The sequence below is a fragment of the Campylobacter vicugnae genome (genome assembly GCF_002139875.1).
Taxonomy (GTDB): domain Bacteria; phylum Campylobacterota; class Campylobacteria; order Campylobacterales; family Campylobacteraceae; genus Campylobacter; species Campylobacter vicugnae.
This window is the reverse complement of record NZ_CP018793.1, coordinates 604,910-622,295: the sequence shown is the minus strand read 5'-3', so window position 1 is coordinate 622,295 and position 17,386 is coordinate 604,910. Positions and strand designations below refer to the sequence as shown.

Sequence of the window (17,386 nt, the reverse complement as noted above, 5' to 3'; positions counted from 1 at the left end):
GCTAATATAGCGTGATTATTGCTATGACTAATTGAGTAATAAAGTGGTACTTTATCAATGTTTATATATGACTTTTCAAATGCAGTTTTTAAAGATCTAGATATTTTAAATTCTATTTTATCAGCTAAATTTAGATAATGCTTTAATCTTTTTTTATCACTTATACTTAAATTATCATAGCTATAATATCTTTTTTAAACCCTCCATCAATTTGCCTAAGAATTCAAATTTTCATATCTATTTTTTAAAATTAACAGTAGCATATAACAGAGCAAAATATGCCGATAATAGCATACACAAAGCCGTAGCTACACCAAAGCTAAATACAGCATAAGTAGCGCTAAATCCTAGCATTCCAAATGATATTATACTAGTTAAACTAGCAAGCAAAATACCAAAATATCTCTCACGCAAATTCAAATAAGGTAAAAAATTATATAAAACTAAAGGCAAAAATGGCATTGTAGATCAAATAAAACTACTAATCAAAGATGAATATGGCAATAAACTATATTTTACACTATATGTTAATGATAAAGAGTGTACAAATGGTAAAATCAAAATCACAATCTAGGATAGTTATGAAATTTGCATTTTTAATACCATACTACAATCATCCAAAAACAATAAAATCTTTAGTAGATTATCTATCAAAATATAATATTAATATAATAGTAGTAGATGATGGCTCAGATCATAAATCAAAAGAAGCTTTAAAAAATTTAAATATACACTATTATCTAAAGATGAACTCACAATAGCTAAAGCAAACACAACTCAAGTAGCAGTAACGCTAAATAAAGAGACGCTATATTCTATTCCAGATGATTTAAAATTTGCATTAAATCAATAAATTTATTAAAAATTAATATATATATAATTACATTTTTATTATAATTTTTAAGGAGTTTTGATGTTTAAGAATTTTCTTTTAGGATTAGGTTTAGCAGCAATGCTAAGTGGATGTGCTACGATTTTTGGTCAAGGTGGTTATGATCATTTTGATATCACTTCAGACCCAAATGAAGCTAAAATAATCATCACTGATTTAACTACAAATAAAGTAGTGATAGATACCAAAACCCCATTAGAGATAGACCTAAAAAAATATAATGGCTATTTTTCTGGCAAATCTTACAAAGTTTTAGTAAGCAAAGATGGGTATAAAGATATTGAATTTACTATTGATAGTAGAGCAAATGGAATATACTTAGCTGGTAATTTAATATTTGGTGGTCTTATAGGTTGGCTAGTTGTAGATCCACTCACAGGTGCAATGTGGACACTAGATATATCTAAAAATCCAAATATAGAAAATAAAAGCAACAATGTATCTATCAAACTAATTAGCGATTTAACAGATGACCAAAAACAAAATCTAAAACCGATCGCTCAATAAATCCAATTAAAGCATATCTAAATCAGATATGCTTTAATTGTTATATAAATTCAAATTTAAAAACTAAATCTCTCAATTAGATCGCTATGATATTTTTTAGCTACATCTGGATGAGATCTAATCATTCTTTTAAAATAATTTTCTGCAACATTTCTAAGTAGCGGATTTTTAGGGTCTGTATCTACTCCGGTACTCTCTTTTTTTAAATGCTCTGGCAGTTCTAAAATCGGTATATCCTTATCAAGCTGCACACCCAAAAAATATGCAATAGAAAATCTCTCATTAGGCGTCAAATTTACTCTATGGATAGTAGCCTTTAAATACCCATTTGTCGCAAGTTCCAAAAACTCACCGATATTTACCACCACAGAGCCTTCCATTGGCGGCACATCAATCCACTCGCCATTTAATAATCCTTGCAATCCTGACTCTTTATCTTGTAAAACAAAGGTGATTAAACCGCCATCTTTATGCGATCCAACACCTTGAGTGTTGCCATCAAATGCTGGCGGGTAACGCAATAATTTAGCATGAGCGTATGAGTTTTTTCCATAAAGCTTATCAAAAGAGTCTTGCGGTAACTCAAGAGCTATAGCAAATCCTTTTAGAAGTTTTAAAGTTGCCGCACTTGTTTGCTCAAACCACTCATTAAATAGATCTTTTAGACTTGGAATTTGATCTGGGAATAAATTTGGACCTTGAATTCTCATCCAAATAGGCGAGTTTATATCCCAATTTAAAGCCTCTTTATCGCTTCCAGCATCTATTTGTTCTCTATAATCCATTCCGCCAGCTGTATATTCACCACCCTCTTTTGAATAACCACGAAATTGTGGAGATTTAAGCATCGAAATTTGCTCTTTTTGTTCTAAACTTAGAGCAAAAAACTCCTTGCTAAGCCTTTGAAGCTCTTTGCAAAGATCTAAATCGATACCATGATTTATCAAATAGCAAGTCCCAAAAGTAGTAAATGCTCCTTTTAAATCTGCTATAAATTTTTCTTGATTACTATCTAACTCACTTAGGTCAAGTACTGGTATATTCATACTCTTCTCCTTAGTTTAAATTTAAAATTCTCATTTTATCATATATTTCATAATAATATAATAATATTTACCAAATTTATTGTATAATTAAAATAATAATTTTTTAAGAAAATCATAAAAAAGGATAAAAATGCTAAAATTTTTCAATAGCAAAAATGCTACTACCCCCCCCCTATCTATCTAACTAATGAACTTGAACAACTAAAAGCACAAAACCAAGAACTCCTAAAATCCAATAAAGAGTTAAAAGAGCAGATAAAAGATCTTTTAAAAAACCAAAAATCTAGTTGCGATGAAGTATTTCGCGATATTACACTAAGTATGACAAATAACTGCGTATCAAATTTAAACCTACTCCAAAGTGAATTTAGCGACTCAATTACTTTGTTAAATGATACTCAAGAATTATCAACTAAAAATCAACAAAATGGTATAAAAATTCAAGATATGCTTCTAGATGGGTTAAGCCATATGGAAGCCAAATTGCAAGATTTTCACGAGACTGTAGAGCAGGTACAAAAGGATTTCGTCTCTATCTCTAGCGTAATTTCTTTAATTATTGATATATCCGATCAGACAAATTTACTAGCACTAAATGCTGCCATAGAAGCAGCACGCGCTGGAGAGCATGGGCGTGGCTTTGCTGTAGTAGCTGATGAAGTTAGAAAACTAGCTGAAAGAACTCAAAAAGCTACAAAAGAGATTGAGATGAATATGGCAATTGTTCAGCAAAATTTTTATAAAATGCAAACTTCTACTGATGATGTAGTAGAACAGATGCGCTCCTTAGCTACTCAAAATAAGACAATGAGCGATACTCATGAGCTATCAAATACAATCAATTATAATTCTCAAAAGGCACTATCTACGATATTTATCAGCCTTATTAAATTAGATCATCTATTATTTAAAGTTAAAGGTTATAAGGTGATTTTTGATGAAAACTTAGGTGAAAAATTTGCCGATCACCATAGTTGTCGTCTTGGCAAATGGTATGAAACAGGACGCGGCAAAGAGCTATTTAGCAAATATCAAAACTATGCTAAATTAGAACCAGTTCATAAAGATGTTCATGAAAATATCGCCAACGCACACAAAATAATGGTAGAACACGGCAAGACAAATGGGTGTTTAGATAAAATTTATAAACAACTAAATGCGGCTGAGAGTGCAAGCGAATCTGTTATAGATATTTTAAATACCTTATTAAATGAGAGAATTAAGGAGTTAAAAGTTAAATTTAATAAAATATAACTACATCAAAATAGTGTTGGCTCATCTATGCTTTGAGCCAGCATGCTCTCTACATCTTCATAATTTTCAAATACTAAAGCATATTTAAACTCATCAAGCTTTTTTATATCTTTTATATCATTATATATAAAATCAGCCATAAAAGCCACGCTACTACCTACTCTAGCACATATGAAAATATCGCTAAATTTAGCTCTTAAGCTACTAGCCTCAAGCTTAAAAAGCTCTTCATCGCTTTCGCAAATAATCGCCCTATAGCTTTGACCAAATTCTTTAATATTAAAAAATCTATCTATAAAAATTGCCTTAAAATGATTAAAATCATCAAAACTATTTACTCTAAATCCAACTCCATGCCTATCAAAAAAGCTCATGATGCTTACTAAATCTTTAATAAAAATATTTGGAAATTTAAGCTCACTATAATAGCTATCTTTAAATAAAATTGTAGTAAAAAATAAAGATTTAGTATCTTTTAAATCATAGTGTAAATCACTTAGACTATCATCATCTAAACTAGAGTAAGAAAAACTAAGCTTATCTATCATAGCCTCATCACAACTCATAATTTGTGTCTTTTCATCAGCATCTATAATCTGCATAAAGGCTTTACTAATATCACAGCTAAATAGACACATCGATCTAGGTAGATATAAACACTCTAAAATTGAGCTTTGCAATCTTGTAATATAGACAAATTCAAGCTCCTTTTGAGCTGAAATAAATCTCATAAGTCTAACCATAGCCATAACTACACTATCAACCTTAATAATAGCTATCTCATCATCTTTGCTATTTAAATTAAGATCAGTAATAATAGCATAAGCCCCACTCTTTATAGCTAGCAAGGCATCATCAATTGTAGCATTTAAAGCTAGATAAGCCATACCGACTTTAATACTATTTGGATCTATACAAAATCCATTTATCATGCTAATTTTAGGGCTATTTTTTAACTCGCCATTTACTAGTGTGGTTAGGTTTTCTATTCTCATTTATCCGACAATTGCTCCATTTTTTACTGGTGAGTGCGTACCTAAAAGCGTTAGATTTCCATCTTCAGCGCTTAATATCATACCTTCGCTTAAGTGCTTAAATATCTTAGCAGGTTTTAGATTTGCTAAAACACAGACTTGCTTACCTACTAAACTTTTTGGTTCATAATATTTTGCTATTCCACTGATAATCTGTCTTGGTTTTTGCTCTCCTAAATCAATGCTAAATTTAAGCAATTTATCACTACCTTCTATATTATCACACTCTAAGATTGTGCCGACTTTGATCACGCACTTTTTAAAATCATCGATTTTAATCTCTTCATCTTTAGCTTTTAACTCTTCTATATTTGCTACTGGTGGTGGAGCCATCAGCTCTTGTTCTATCTTAACAAATAAAGGAGTTACTGAATTTGCTTTAAAATTAGTTAAATTTGAGTCAATTATAAGCTCTTTAAAGCTTTGAGTGCTAATTTTAAATTCAAGAGCATCAGCTATCTTTTGAGCTGTTTTTGGCATGGCAGGACTTAGAAGTATAGCTACTTTAGCTAATAAATTTGCTACTAAAGCTACTAATGCATTTGCCTCATTCTCTTTACCATTTTTAATCAAATTCCAAGGTTCATACTTAGCTATTGCAGCATTTGCTATATTTAAAACTTTCCAAAGCTCTTCTAAATATCTATTTGGAGCAATATCTTCTAAACTAGCAAGTGCTTGGTCTATATGTATTTTTGAAGCTTCAAGCTCACTAGAATAAAACTCTTTTACACTATTTGAATTAATTATATTAGCTGAATATTTTGAACTCATACCTACTATTCTACTTAGTAAATTTCCAAGATCATTGCTTAACTCGCTATTTATGCGATCTATTAATGCTTTTTGAGAAAAGTCTCCATCTTGACCAAATGGAACCTCTCTAAGCAAGAAATATCTAAATGTCTCTAGACCATATGCATCAGCTACCTCTTTTGGATTTACTACATTACCTAGGCTTTTACTCATCTTTACGCCATCTCTAGTCCACCAGCCATGTGCTGCTACGCTTACAGGCAATGGTAGTTCTAAACTCATCAAAAACGCCGGCCAATATACAGCATGAAAGCGTAAAATATCCTTACCAACCATATGAAGAGTATTATTCCAATACTCCATTTTTTCTTCGCCCCTACTATATCCTAAGGCTGAAAGATAATTAACTAGTGCATCTAGCCATACATACATTACATGCTTTGGCTCATTTAAAGACTCAGGTAATTTTATCCCCCACTCAAAACTAGTTCTAGTAATAGATAGATCTTTTAATCCACCTTTAACAAAACTTATAACTTCATTTTTCTTGCCTTTTGGTAGGACGCATTTGTCATCTTCATACCATTTTAAAAGTCTATCTTGATATTTTGATAATGCAAAAAAGTAGCTCTCTTCTTTAACTAGTCTAGTCTTTTTACCACAATCTGGACAACATTCATCATCTATTAATTGATTAGCAGCAAAGAAGCTTTCACAGCTTACGCAATAACTACCCTCATATTCGCCTTTATATATATCACCATTTGCAAGCATCTTAGCAAATACATTTTGACTTGTAATCTTGTGATAATCATCAGTTGTACGGATAAAATGATCATAACTAATCTCAAATTCATCCCATAAAGCTCTAAATTTAGCACTAATCTCATCAGCATACTCTTTTGGGCTTTTGCCACGGCTTTTGGCTGCTTCTTCTATCTTTTGGCCATGTTCATCAGTACCTGTTAAGAAAAATACATCATCTCCTCTTAAGCGATAAAATCTAGCTAATGTATCACAAATTATTGTAGTATAAGCATGTCCAATATGCGGAACATCATTTACATAATATATTGGTGTTGTTATAAATTTTTTCATCATTATCCTTTAAATTTACTAAAAATCAAATTGACCGCCACGGCCTTCATTCATCTTTTCATAGGTTGCATTTACATATCCGCTTCGTATCTTGCACTCAAAAAACTCGCTACAATTCATACAGCTACTTATATTATTTGCCTCTTGACACTGTTTAAGCTTAGCTATAGCAATATCAAATTGCAATATTACAAACTCTTTAATTTTATCACAACCAAATACCCTTTGGCATTTTGAGCAGTTATCCCCAGATGAGTTTTGAGCAATGCAACTATCTAAAGAGGCTTTTTTGGAATTTAGTTCGCTCTCATCAATCCCAACAAAATCGCTAATCTCAGCCATTTCTTACTCTATCAATCTCAAATTTAGAACCAAAATAGCAAGGAGTAGTCTGATGAGTCTGCTCAATTTTAATATCTAATAAACTTGAATTTACCCCATTAGTTGTAGCGCCACCTGCTTTTTCATATATATAAGCAAATGGTAAAACCTCAAAAGCAAGCCTAAGCTTACCATTTGGCGCATCTGGCGTAGCTGGATAACTAAATAACCCGCCGCCTTTTAGTAATACTTGATGTAAATCGCTTACCATTGCACCACTATATCTAAGTCTATATCCATCATCAAATAATGATTTTATCATAGATCTATGTGAATCACTCCAACCTTTTTGCGTTCCACCAGTTGCATTTAATTTACCCTTTTCTTTTAACTGTAAAGTTTTAATAAATTTAAACTCACCAGCTCTATCAAGTCTAAATAACTCTGGTTTATCTTCGCACACCACCATCTCAACTCTTGGACCATATACTGTATAAATAGCAGCTACTAGATTTTTAGCATCTAAAGCACCCTTATAAATTCCAAATATAGACCCAACAGCAAAATTAACATCTACTAAGCTACTTCCATCAAGAGGATCATAAGCAATAATATACTCACCATCTTTATCTATTGATAGTGGGGACTCTTTTTCTTCGCTGATAATAGAATTTACGCATTTTAACTCTTTTAATCTATTTTCTATTATCTCATCGCTTAAGATATCAAGCTTTAATTGAGTATCTCCAGTAGCATTTGAACTTGTCGCATAGCCTAAATCACCATACTTTAAAACCTCACTAATCTTTATAGCTATATCTTGTACTGCTTTTATAATCTCTTGCATTTTATACCCTTTTTGCATTTTTATCTATCCAGTTTATGATTTTATCTATATCATCTAGGTCAAATTTATCCCTATTAGTGCTAAACTCTGTTATATTTGTAGCAAATGCATTACTAAATGGGATAAACTCCTCTATAATCTCATCTCTAAAAACTGTAATTCTAGGAAGTTTTAAGCTCTTTAACCCTTCAATTATTAAATAATCAAACTCACCAAAATGACTTGCTAAATTTGCCATCTCGCTCTCAAATTTCTCCAAATTTGGCTCAAATTTCTCGCTTTTGCTATTATGAGCAACTGAATTAATCCTATCTTTACCCCCAAAAATCCCATTTTTTAAAAAGATTGATGTTCTATTTGGACTAACTACTGCTACATCTGCACCTATACTACTATAAATATAGCTATCTTTACCTTCATAATCAAATTTAGCCTTATCTCCTGGGTCGTGCTTAGTTATAGCAACCTTAAATCCACGACTTATAAGCTCCTTTGCTACCTTTGATATCAATGTTGTCTTACCACTTCCACTAGCCCCACTAAAGGCTACAGCTAATCTTTTAATGATATTTCCTTTTGAATTTACTCATAATTTTAGCCAAAACAATCTTAAAAAATGAAATCAATTAACGCTATTAAAATTGCTAATTAAATCACTAAATACCCTATAAAGCGTCTCTACTTCGCTCACGCCTACTCTTTCATCAACAGCGTGAATTCTATCATTTACAACTCCACACTCAACAACTGGCACGCCAAAAGCAGCAAAATATCTTGCATCGCTTGTCCCTCCAGTAGTGCTAAACTCAGGAGTAAGACCGCAAATTCTCTCTATGCTAGATTTTAAATTTAAAGCAATTTTTGAGTTCTCATCAGTCAAAAATGGCTTTGAACTCTCCTTAAGAGTTAGCTCATAATCAAGCCCATTAAATATATGCTCACAATACTGCTTAACATCTTCATAGCTTGTTAGGTCTGAGTTTCTAATATTAAACATTATCTTAAGCTCATTTGGAGTTACATTACACACCTCCATACCGCCACGAATATCAGTAATTACAATTTTTGAAGGGTCAAAATATCTACTTCCAGCATCCATATCGTATCCAGCAAAATTAGCCAACACAGCACTTGCTTGATGGATTGGATTTATGCATTTAGATGGATAAGCTGCGTGTCCTTGAACGCCTTTAATAGTAATTACACCATTTATAGAACCGCGACGACCAATCTTAATCATATCACCTATTTTATTAAAAGATGTCGGTTCGGCTACTACGGCAAACTCAGGTAACTCACCTATTTCTTGAAGATATTTTAAAGCCTCTTTTGTCCCATAAATTCCATCGCCCTCTTCGTCACTTGTAATGATAAGGCTTAAAGTTCCATCAAAACTACTTGCATCCTTACAAGCTTGAAGCATTGCGGCTACTCCGCTTTTCATATCTTGAGTTCCACGAGCATAGATATATCCATCTTTATCAACTGGCTCAAATGGATCACTACTCCACCCCTGCCCTGGAGGCACCACATCTATATGACCAGCAAAGCACAAATGCGCTCCATCGCCAAATTTCTTAGTAAGAATGAGATTTTTCACCCCATTAACTTCTAAAAGCTTTGCATCAAATTCATTCATAAATAGCGTGATATAATTCATCGCACCATCATCATCTGGTGTAATACTTCTAAATTTAAGTAACTCTTTTAAAAGTTCTATAACTTCCATTTTAACCCTTTAAAAATGTATTAAATATCAGCATAATAGCAAATCCTACCATCAAAATTGCCGAGATATAAGCAAATGCTATTTGTGCTTTAGCTCCTATAAATTTTTTGGAGCGACTAACTATAAATGATAAAAATAAAACCCAACTAGCAATGCTTACAAATAGCCCAGCAAGTCCCATAATAGCACTTGGCAAAAGTGCTACAATCCCACTAACAGAGAGCCAAAAACCAATTATATATGGATTTACTAAATTCATTAAAGCACCCTTAACAAAGCAGCTCCAAAATGAACCATTAAGCCCACTTTTTTGCGTAGCTAAATTTTTAGCTCCAAAAAATGTCAAATAAGCAATATAAAATAAAAAAAATCGATCCAAAAATAGCTAGAATTTGAGTTAAAAGCTCATTTTGGCTAAATTTCAAAACACCAAAACTAATCCCAAATAGATATCCCATATCTACAGCCATCGCACCTAGTCCAACCCCAAGACCAAGTCTAAATTTTACTAACGCATAGCTCATTATAAGCACATTAACTGGACCAATTGGCACTGCTGCACCAAATCCTAAGGCTAATCCCTCTATAAATCCTTGCATTATAAACCTCTTAGCTATAATTTCACAACTTTTGAGCCAAATCCACCTTCGCTTGGCGTACCATCTTTAAATGCTTTTACGCTTGGATGTGATTTTAAAAACTCTTTTACAGCATATGCTAGCTTACCAGTACCAATTCCATGCTTAATTAAAACCTCATCAAATCCAGCTAATAAACTATCTGATATAAACTTATCTAATCTATCTATCGCCTCTTCTGCGCGTAGTCCATGTAAGTCAATCATCACGCTAGCACTTACTGGTCTAGCTACGCTTACATTTATCTTATTTTGACTATTTAAAGGAGCCTCGCTAATGATTTTAAGCAAAGCAATAGGCACTCTAAAGCTAACTCCATTGCTATCTATAGTAGCATCATTTTTACTAATGCTTACTACTACGCCTTTTATCTTATCATATTTTACTCTATCGCCTACTTTTAATTTTGGTGGCTCGCTTATAATATTTGGTTTTTGAATCGCTTTTGCCATAGAATTTGCATTATTTAGGCTTCTTTGTTTATCTTTTGTATCTTTTAGATTTATACCTCTTTTTGCCTCATTAATAGCTTTATAAAACTCAGTTTCTAACGCATTTAATCTTGCTCTTAGCATATCATCAGCTTTTACTTTTGCCTCTTTGGCATCTTTTAAGAGTAGATCTAATTTTAGCTCTTTTTCTTTTAGATTATCAAGTTTTAATTTTAACTCTAATTCTAAATTTATCGCTTTTGAGATCATCTCATTTAAATTCTCTTTATCATCACCATATGCACTTTTAGCACTAGCTACAAGATTGTCTGGAATTCCATATCTACTAGCAGTCTCAAATGCATAACTTTTGCCAATTATTCCTTTTAAAAACTCATACTTTGGTCTTGAGTTTTGCTCATCATATAAAGCTGCTAAAAGCTCAACTTCACTATTTTTAGCAAGTAACATAGCAAGGCGTTTGTGATGAGTAGTTATAACCATTTTGACATCATTTTTCATCATCGAAGTAAGCAAAATACTATATAAGCTTGCAGCCTCTTCAAAATCAGTTCCTAGCTCAATCTCATCAACGCCAATTAATATCTGCTTTTTACCCAAAACTCTACTAAATCCAATCATTCTACCAGCAAAGGTTGATATATCGTTTTTAGAGTTTTGCGGATCTTCTATAATGGCTTCAAATTCTTTAAAACTACCTATGCTGGATTTATCACTATTTATACTCATTGGTAAAAGATACTTAGCTAGCAATGCTGCACTCATTATGCTCTTTAAAAGCATACTTTTACCACCGGCATTTACACCAGTTATTAGCAAAATTTTACCACGAAAATCTACACTAACTCTTTTGGGATTTTTTAGCGCTGGGTGGGCAAACTGGCTTAAAATTATATCCTTACTAGAGTTAGCAAGCACAAAATTATAGTCCCTACTCTTAGCAAAGCTAACCCTAGAGATTAAGCTATCTATATAGTCAAAAGCTGAGTTTATAAATTTCAAAAATGGTAAATTTTTACTAAAAATTGAGCTAATTATCTTAGCATGTTCGTATAAAATCTCCTCTTTTTTATCTAGTAAATCGCTTTGCTGGGTCTTTAAATTACTTACAATATCAGGCAAAATATAAAAATATCCACCACTACTTCTACCAATTACTGTACCTTTTAAAGCGTGATTAAACCCTCCACGAACTAGCAAAGCTTCATTGGAATTTATATAGTGAATTTGAGTATCTACTAAGTATGGGCTAAGGCTTTTTGTATAAATTAATTTTTTTAAACTCTCATCTATTTGGCGTTTTTTATTTTTGTAGGCCTCATTTATAGATACTAAACGCTCATCAATACTCTCTTTAAACTCACCATTTTCATCAAAATATTGATCAATTTGCTCTATACTTGCTGGAATTTCAATCTTATCTAGATATCCACGCATTTTAGGGGCGAAATTTTGAGCTTTTAGATATTTAAAATACTCTATAATCTTACTAAATTCATATATTTCACTAATATGCAAAACAGCCTGTTTTGATAATCTCATCAATGCATCATCTAAATTTGCTATCTCTTTTGGGCTTTTTATATTAATTTGTGAAATCTCTTCTATTTTTTCATAATTTGCCTTGCTATCTCCACTTATAAAAAGCGGCTTAGGGCGAGATAAAAATTCATTATAAGCACTTAAATATTCATTTAAATCTAGTTTTTTAAATAGTTCTTCCATAAAATCCTACAAAAATTAATTTAAAGCTCAATTATACTAATTTTGCCTTAAATCTATCCATTTTATGGGAATTTGAATTAAATTTAACTTAGCAAATTTAAATCTAAATTTAATAAATTTAAAAATATATTAAATTACTTTATATTGACAAATACCTATTTTATTGATATAATTCTCACATTAAAAGATTAATATATCTTTTTACTATATTTTAATAAGGAGATAAAAATGGCAAACTGCGCTATAAATTCATGTACAAGATTAGATCCGATAGATAAAGCAGGTCTAGAGGCTCTAATCAAAGCTGGAAAAGAAAATCCAGATGTTATTAAAACTCTAAAATGTCGTACAGTGGCTGAGGGTAAATTTCGCCACGCTAACTATATAAGAAATCTACCAGCATATATAGTAGATGAGCCACCTACACTTTTAGGCGATGATACTGCACCAAATCCTAGCGAGGCTGTTCTTGCAGCACTTGGAAGTTGTATAGCTGTAGGAATTCACGCTAATGCAATAGCTCAAAATATAGTTATTACAAAACTTGAAGTTGAGCTTGAAGGTGATCTAAATATCACTGCAGTATGGGGAACAGGCGATTTAAGCGATAAACCACTTGGTTTTACAGATGTAAGAGTAAATGTAATACTAGAAAGCAATGCAGACGAAGAGAGAAAAAATGCTCTAATCGCTCACGCTCTAAAATATTCACCAGTAGCAAATACTCTGCTTAGACAGGTAAATTTAGAAGCTAAATAAGGATAAAAAATGGCACTACAAAAATTAGCAAAATTAGCACACTTAATAGATAAAGAGGGAATATATCCTAAAGAGATCTTAAAACAGATAGCTCAAAATGGCGATTTTGCTGCACTACAATCTAGAGCAGATCTATATCAAGCCATAGAAAATATAGCTAAGATCTCTAAAATTTGCGGTACAAGTGGATTTTGCATGTGGTGCCAATTTGCTATTATCTACTACCTTATAAATAGCGACAATACAGAGCTAAAAAACGAGCTACTACCAAAGCTTTATAGCGGTCAAATTCTAGGTGGTACAGCGCTTTCTAATCCTATGAAAGCATTTGCTGGAATTGAGAAAAATCATCTAAAAGCTACAAAAGTAGAAGGCGGATATATCATTAATGGCAATCTACCATGGGTATCAAATATTAGCGAAGATAGCGTTTTTGGAGCTATAGCCTTAGATGATGATAATACGCCAGTAATGGGCGTTATAAGAGTTGGAGATAATGCTAGACTAAAATCATCTATTAAATACTCAGCTCTAGAGGGTTCAGCTACAAAAAGCGTAGTGATAAAGAATTATTTCTTAAGCAACAATGATATTTTAAGCCAAAATATCTATGAGTATTTAGTGCGTATAACGCCAGGATTTATTCTATTGCAAACTGGCATAGCAGCTGGAATTATCAAAGCTAGTCTTGAAGAGATAAATAAATCAAACGCAAGTCATGCTGATATCAACTCATATTTAAATTTTGATTTTAAAAGTTTGCAAAATGAGTATATATCTCTTTTAAATTTAGTTCAAAATTTAGCCAAAAATATTGATAATATAAATCCTTTAGATATTTTAGAAACTAGACTTTTAGGCTCAAATTTAACACAAAAGACTACATCAGCAGCAGTGCTATTTAGCGGCGCTAGAGGATATTTAGAAAGCTCAAAAGTAGCACGCCTTCAAAAAGAGGGTAATTTTGTGCTAATAGTTACTCCAAGTATCAAGCATCTTTTAAAAGAGATAAGCGAAGTCAAAGCTGGCAGAGGATGTATAAAATCATGGAAGAGCAAACAAGCAATATAATTAATATATTTTAGTATTTTTATAGTGTTATTAATAAAATTAATAAATAAAAGGAGAAGATATGGATAGAAGATATGCTCTTGGATTTTTGGCTGGTTTTTTGGCTCTAAGCACTACTAAAAGCTTGGCAAATCCTAAATTTAAAAAAGGTATAAAGATAGGCTATTTACCAATTTGCGATCATTTAATAATCATAGCTAAGGATATATTTAGCAGTGATGAATTTACAATAACTCCAATTAAATTTTCTAACTGGGCAGATTTAAGTGAGGCTTTAAGAGCAAAAGCTATAGATGCTGCTTTTTTACTAGCTCCATTAGGATTAATGCTAAAAGGTAGCGGTGTAGATATAAAAGCAATTATGGCAGCACATAAAAATGGCTCAGCATTAGTAGCAAACAAAAAGATAAAAAGTATAAAAGAGTTAAATGGCAAAAATATAGCAATTCCATCTAGATTTTCTAGCCATTATTATATACTTCATCATCTTTTAACTAAGTATAATATTAAGGTTAATTTAGTTGATATGGCTCCTACTGAAATGCCATTTGCACTTTTGACAAATAAAGTAGATGCATATATAGTAGCTGAGCCATTTGGACAATTAGCCGTAAAAAGAGGTGCTGTTAATCTAATTTTAAGCAAAGATGTAGTGCCAAATCATATATGCTGCTTACTTAATTATTCTAACGAGCTAGCAAATTCCAAAGTAGCAAATCAGCTAACTAACGCATTTAAATTAGCAGCAAATTTTATAGAAAAAAACCATAGTGAAGCTGCTACTATAGGATCAAAAATTTTGGCTCAAGATGCAGATATTATAAATAAAATCATTAGTGAAAAAATCGTATCATATAGCGATTTAAAGATAAATAAAGAAGATCTAATAGATCTAAAAGAGTTCTTAATATCTCAAAATTTAGCAAATGATGGGTTGAGAAATTTAGATATAGATAGTTATTTAGTGGAGCAAGTATGAAATATATTTATCAAAGTATAGTTTTAGCTTTTGTTATATTAATATGGCATATATTTAGCTCTGAGCTAATTCCATCGCCTATGCAGGTTTTAGACGCATTTAGGCTAATAATAGATAATAATAGCTTACAAATTGGAATTATAGATTCGCTATATAGATATGGTATTGGGCTTATTTTGGGTGTTATTTTTGGGGTTATAATTGGTTTTATCTTTGGTTATAATCCAAAATTTGCTCAAGCATTTGATCCGCTATTTAATATTTTGCGTCCTATCTCGCCAATTGCATGGGTACCAATTATCTTAATAATATTTGGAATTGGAGATTTACCAACTATATTTATTATAGCATATTCAGTATTTTTCCCTATGGTATTATTATCTACAAAAGCCATAAAAGATCTACCTAGCCAACTAATATTAGTAGCTAAAAATTTCGGTGCTTCTAAATTGCAAATTTTCACCGGAGTTATCATACCATCTAGTTTTTTATCTCTTATATCTAGCCTTAAATTAGCCGCAGCTCTTGCTTGGATAAATTTAGTCGTAGGAGAAATGTTAGGAGCTCAAACTGGACTTGGATATATGATTATCGATAGTAGAAATCAATTAAGAATAGATATATTAATAGCTACAATTATCACTATAGGTATCATTGGTATGATAATTAATACTATATTTGGATATATAGAAAAAGTAGTATCAAGGAGATATGGCTATGATAGAAATTAAAAATCTTAGAAAATCATTTGGTGATATTTGCGTTTTAGATGATATAAATTTAAAGATTAATGATGGTGAGTTTTGCGTACTTTTAGGCTCTAGCGGAAGCGGCAAAAGCACAATATTGAAAATTTTAAGCTCTCTTGAAAGCTTTGATAGTGGTGAGATTAAATTTGATAACGAGAGCTTTAAATCTCAAATTCCAAACTCCAAAGAGCGTCAGATAATAATGCAACACTACTGCTTAATGCCATGGCTTACTGCACTTGATAATATCAAATTTGCTCTAAAGTGTTCTGGCTTAAAGGATAAAAAACTAATAGATGAAATAGCTAAAAAATATCTAAGTCTAGTAGGGTTAAAAGATAAAATGAACTTATATCCAAATAGCCTAAGCGGCGGTCAATCTCAAAGAGTTGCGATTGCTAGAGCTTTAAGCTTAGATCCAAAGGTGCTATTTTTAGATGAGCCTTTTAGTGCTTTAGATCCAGTAGTAAGGGCCAATTTACAAAGTGAGCTAAAAGCCCTAATGCAAAATAAACAAGCCATATTTGTAACTCACGATATCGATGAGGCTATACTTTTAGGTGATAAGATTGTGATTTTACATGCTGGAAAAATAATCAAAGAGCTACAAAATCCTAAATTTACTCCAAATACTCCAAAGTATTTTGAGCTTAAATCCACTATATATAAGCTAATAAACGGACAAGTAGAGAATATAGAATATATGATTTAAGATAGCCAAATTTGGCTATCTTTATTATCTTAACAGAGTTGATACTTGTTGAGCTAGTAAAGTCATATTGTGAGCAGCAGTTAGAGTTGTGCTATTTAGAAGCAGATCTGCCTTATTTAAATCGCTTAGATTTTTAACTACATCATTATTTTGTAGTTGCGACTCACTAGATCTGGCTGAATTTGCTGCTGTAATACTAGCATTAATATCACTAAGTAGTCCTTGCTGAGTACTACCTATATCTCCACGCATCGCATTTATACCATCTCTAAAGGCTGCTATACTCTCTTGAGAATCTATATCAATTGAGCTAATGTTTGGAGCATTTAATGAAATAGTAGTCTCAGAGCTTCCAGTTTGAAAATTTAGAGTTGAGCCAAAGATATTATTACCATTAAAGCTAGTTGAGTTTAAAGTATCTTGCATAGATGTTTTAAGTGCTTGGGCTTCACTCTTAATAGCAGCTCTTGAGTTATCATCCATTGCCAAACTAGTTGAGCGAATCGATAGCTCATTTAATCTATCTGCACTATCTGTTAAATTTTGCAATGCTCCATCAGCAATCTGCAACACACCAATTGCGTCATTTGCATTACTAACGCCTTGAGAAATTGCATTTGCATCACTTAAAAGTGCATTGGCAATTACCATATTAGCACTATCACTTCCACTAATTGCGCGATTAGCCGATATATTATCTAAAGCTTTATTAGCGCTATTTTGAGCGTTGTTTAGATAGTAGTTTTGCATACTATTTGAGTAGTTATCTATCTTCATCTCATACTCCTTATAAAAGTCCTATGATAGATTTTATCTT

Annotated in this window: 20 protein-coding genes and 1 pseudogene; 9 read left to right on the top strand and 12 right to left on the bottom strand. The window is 31.9% G+C overall.

The window, feature by feature from the left end; translation table 11 throughout:
* Positions 1 to 237: 237 nt before the first annotated feature.
* The gene (locus CVIC12175_RS03235) at positions 238 to 462 is read right to left on the bottom strand and encodes a hypothetical protein (protein ID WP_086255355.1); all 225 of its coding nucleotides are present in this window, start codon (positions 460 to 462) and stop codon (positions 238 to 240) included.
* A gap of 35 nt (positions 463 to 497) precedes the next feature.
* On the opposite strand from CVIC12175_RS03235, the gene CVIC12175_RS03230 reads away from it, so the two are divergent.
* Both CVIC12175_RS03230 and CVIC12175_RS03225 read left to right on the top strand, forming a co-directional pair.
* Positions 498 to 761, top strand: coding sequence for a glycosyltransferase (locus CVIC12175_RS03230; RefSeq protein ID WP_180383965.1), 264 nt, complete (start codon positions 498 to 500; stop codon positions 759 to 761).
* A gap of 152 nt (positions 762 to 913) precedes the next feature.
* A complete protein-coding gene (locus CVIC12175_RS03225) occupies positions 914 to 1,399 on the top strand; it encodes a hypothetical protein (RefSeq protein WP_086255357.1) in 486 nt (161 codons plus the stop codon).
* Between the two features lie 56 nt (positions 1,400 to 1,455).
* Here CVIC12175_RS03225 and CVIC12175_RS03220 read toward each other — a convergent pair whose 3' ends face one another.
* Complete coding sequence (locus CVIC12175_RS03220) at positions 1,456 to 2,445, bottom strand: isopenicillin N synthase family dioxygenase (RefSeq protein WP_086255358.1); 990 nt, start codon at positions 2,443 to 2,445, stop codon at positions 1,456 to 1,458.
* Positions 2,446 to 2,766: 321 nt separating this feature from the next.
* On the opposite strand from CVIC12175_RS03220, the pseudogene CVIC12175_RS08805 reads away from it, so the two are divergent.
* Positions 2,767 to 3,222: pseudogene (locus CVIC12175_RS08805) on the top strand (methyl-accepting chemotaxis protein); the annotation flags it as partial.
* Positions 3,223 to 3,699: a CZB domain-containing protein gene (locus CVIC12175_RS08800; protein ID WP_418219515.1), complete on the top strand. Its 477-nt coding sequence runs from the start codon at positions 3,223 to 3,225 to the stop codon at positions 3,697 to 3,699.
* A 5-nt stretch (positions 3,700 to 3,704) separates the two neighbouring features.
* Here CVIC12175_RS08800 and CVIC12175_RS03210 read toward each other — a convergent pair whose 3' ends face one another.
* From CVIC12175_RS03210 to CVIC12175_RS03175, 9 genes are read right to left on the bottom strand one after another with little or no spacing between them, the layout of a single operon-like run.
* A complete protein-coding gene (locus CVIC12175_RS03210) occupies positions 3,705 to 4,694 on the bottom strand; it encodes a hypothetical protein (RefSeq protein WP_086255360.1) in 990 nt (329 codons plus the stop codon).
* Positions 4,695 to 6,590: a methionine--tRNA ligase gene (metG, locus tag CVIC12175_RS03205; protein ID WP_418219513.1), complete on the bottom strand. Its 1,896-nt coding sequence runs from the start codon at positions 6,588 to 6,590 to the stop codon at positions 4,695 to 4,697.
* A gap of 15 nt (positions 6,591 to 6,605) precedes the next feature.
* On the bottom strand, positions 6,606 to 6,929 hold the full coding sequence (locus tag CVIC12175_RS03200) for a hypothetical protein (protein ID WP_086255362.1): 324 nt from the start codon (positions 6,927 to 6,929) through the stop codon (positions 6,606 to 6,608).
* The gene (locus CVIC12175_RS03195) at positions 6,922 to 7,755 is read right to left on the bottom strand and encodes a class 1 fructose-bisphosphatase (protein ID WP_086255363.1); all 834 of its coding nucleotides are present in this window, start codon (positions 7,753 to 7,755) and stop codon (positions 6,922 to 6,924) included. Before CVIC12175_RS03195 ends, CVIC12175_RS03200 begins: the two co-directional genes overlap by 8 nt.
* Position 7,756: 1 nt before the next feature.
* A complete protein-coding gene (locus CVIC12175_RS03190; RefSeq protein WP_086255364.1) occupies positions 7,757 to 8,320 on the bottom strand; it encodes a molybdopterin-guanine dinucleotide biosynthesis protein B in 564 nt (187 codons plus the stop codon).
* Positions 8,321 to 8,377: 57 nt separating this feature from the next.
* Entirely contained in the window at positions 8,378 to 9,484 is a 1,107-nt protein-coding gene (dapE, locus tag CVIC12175_RS03185; RefSeq protein WP_086302414.1) for a succinyl-diaminopimelate desuccinylase, read from the bottom strand.
* Position 9,485: 1 nt separating this feature from the next.
* A complete protein-coding gene (locus CVIC12175_RS08645) occupies positions 9,486 to 9,830 on the bottom strand; it encodes a LysE family transporter (protein ID WP_236861090.1) in 345 nt (114 codons plus the stop codon).
* Positions 9,811 to 10,083: a hypothetical protein gene (locus tag CVIC12175_RS08640; protein WP_236861089.1), complete on the bottom strand. Its 273-nt coding sequence runs from the start codon at positions 10,081 to 10,083 to the stop codon at positions 9,811 to 9,813. The genes CVIC12175_RS08645 and CVIC12175_RS08640 overlap by 20 nt, the downstream gene beginning before the upstream one ends.
* Before the next feature lie 14 nt (positions 10,084 to 10,097).
* Complete coding sequence (locus CVIC12175_RS03175; protein ID WP_086302415.1) at positions 10,098 to 12,299, bottom strand: endonuclease MutS2; 2,202 nt, start codon at positions 12,297 to 12,299, stop codon at positions 10,098 to 10,100.
* Positions 12,300 to 12,527: 228 nt separating this feature from the next.
* Here CVIC12175_RS03175 and CVIC12175_RS03170 point away from each other — a divergent pair, with 228 nt between their 5' ends.
* The 5 genes from CVIC12175_RS03170 (at position 12,528) to CVIC12175_RS03150 (ending at position 16,569) form a co-directional block, all read left to right on the top strand.
* Positions 12,528 to 13,058, top strand: coding sequence for an OsmC family protein (locus CVIC12175_RS03170; RefSeq protein ID WP_086246624.1), 531 nt, complete (start codon positions 12,528 to 12,530; stop codon positions 13,056 to 13,058).
* Positions 13,059 to 13,067: 9 nt separating this feature from the next.
* Positions 13,068 to 14,129, top strand: a complete 1,062-nt coding sequence (locus CVIC12175_RS03165) for an acyl-CoA dehydrogenase family protein (RefSeq protein ID WP_086315854.1) — start codon at positions 13,068 to 13,070, stop codon at positions 14,127 to 14,129.
* 61 nt (positions 14,130 to 14,190) lie between these two features.
* A complete protein-coding gene (locus CVIC12175_RS03160; protein WP_086255370.1) occupies positions 14,191 to 15,108 on the top strand; it encodes an ABC transporter substrate-binding protein in 918 nt (305 codons plus the stop codon).
* Positions 15,105 to 15,839, top strand: coding sequence for an ABC transporter permease (locus CVIC12175_RS03155; RefSeq protein WP_086276316.1), 735 nt, complete (start codon positions 15,105 to 15,107; stop codon positions 15,837 to 15,839). The genes CVIC12175_RS03160 and CVIC12175_RS03155 overlap by 4 nt, the downstream gene beginning before the upstream one ends.
* Complete coding sequence (locus CVIC12175_RS03150) at positions 15,826 to 16,569, top strand: ABC transporter ATP-binding protein (RefSeq protein WP_086316022.1); 744 nt, start codon at positions 15,826 to 15,828, stop codon at positions 16,567 to 16,569. The genes CVIC12175_RS03155 and CVIC12175_RS03150 overlap by 14 nt, the downstream gene beginning before the upstream one ends.
* A 24-nt stretch (positions 16,570 to 16,593) precedes the next feature.
* On the opposite strand, the gene CVIC12175_RS03145 is transcribed toward CVIC12175_RS03150, so the two are convergent.
* Complete coding sequence (locus CVIC12175_RS03145) at positions 16,594 to 17,346, bottom strand: flagellin (RefSeq protein WP_086255371.1); 753 nt, start codon at positions 17,344 to 17,346, stop codon at positions 16,594 to 16,596.
* Between the last annotated feature and the right edge of the window lie 40 nt (positions 17,347 to 17,386).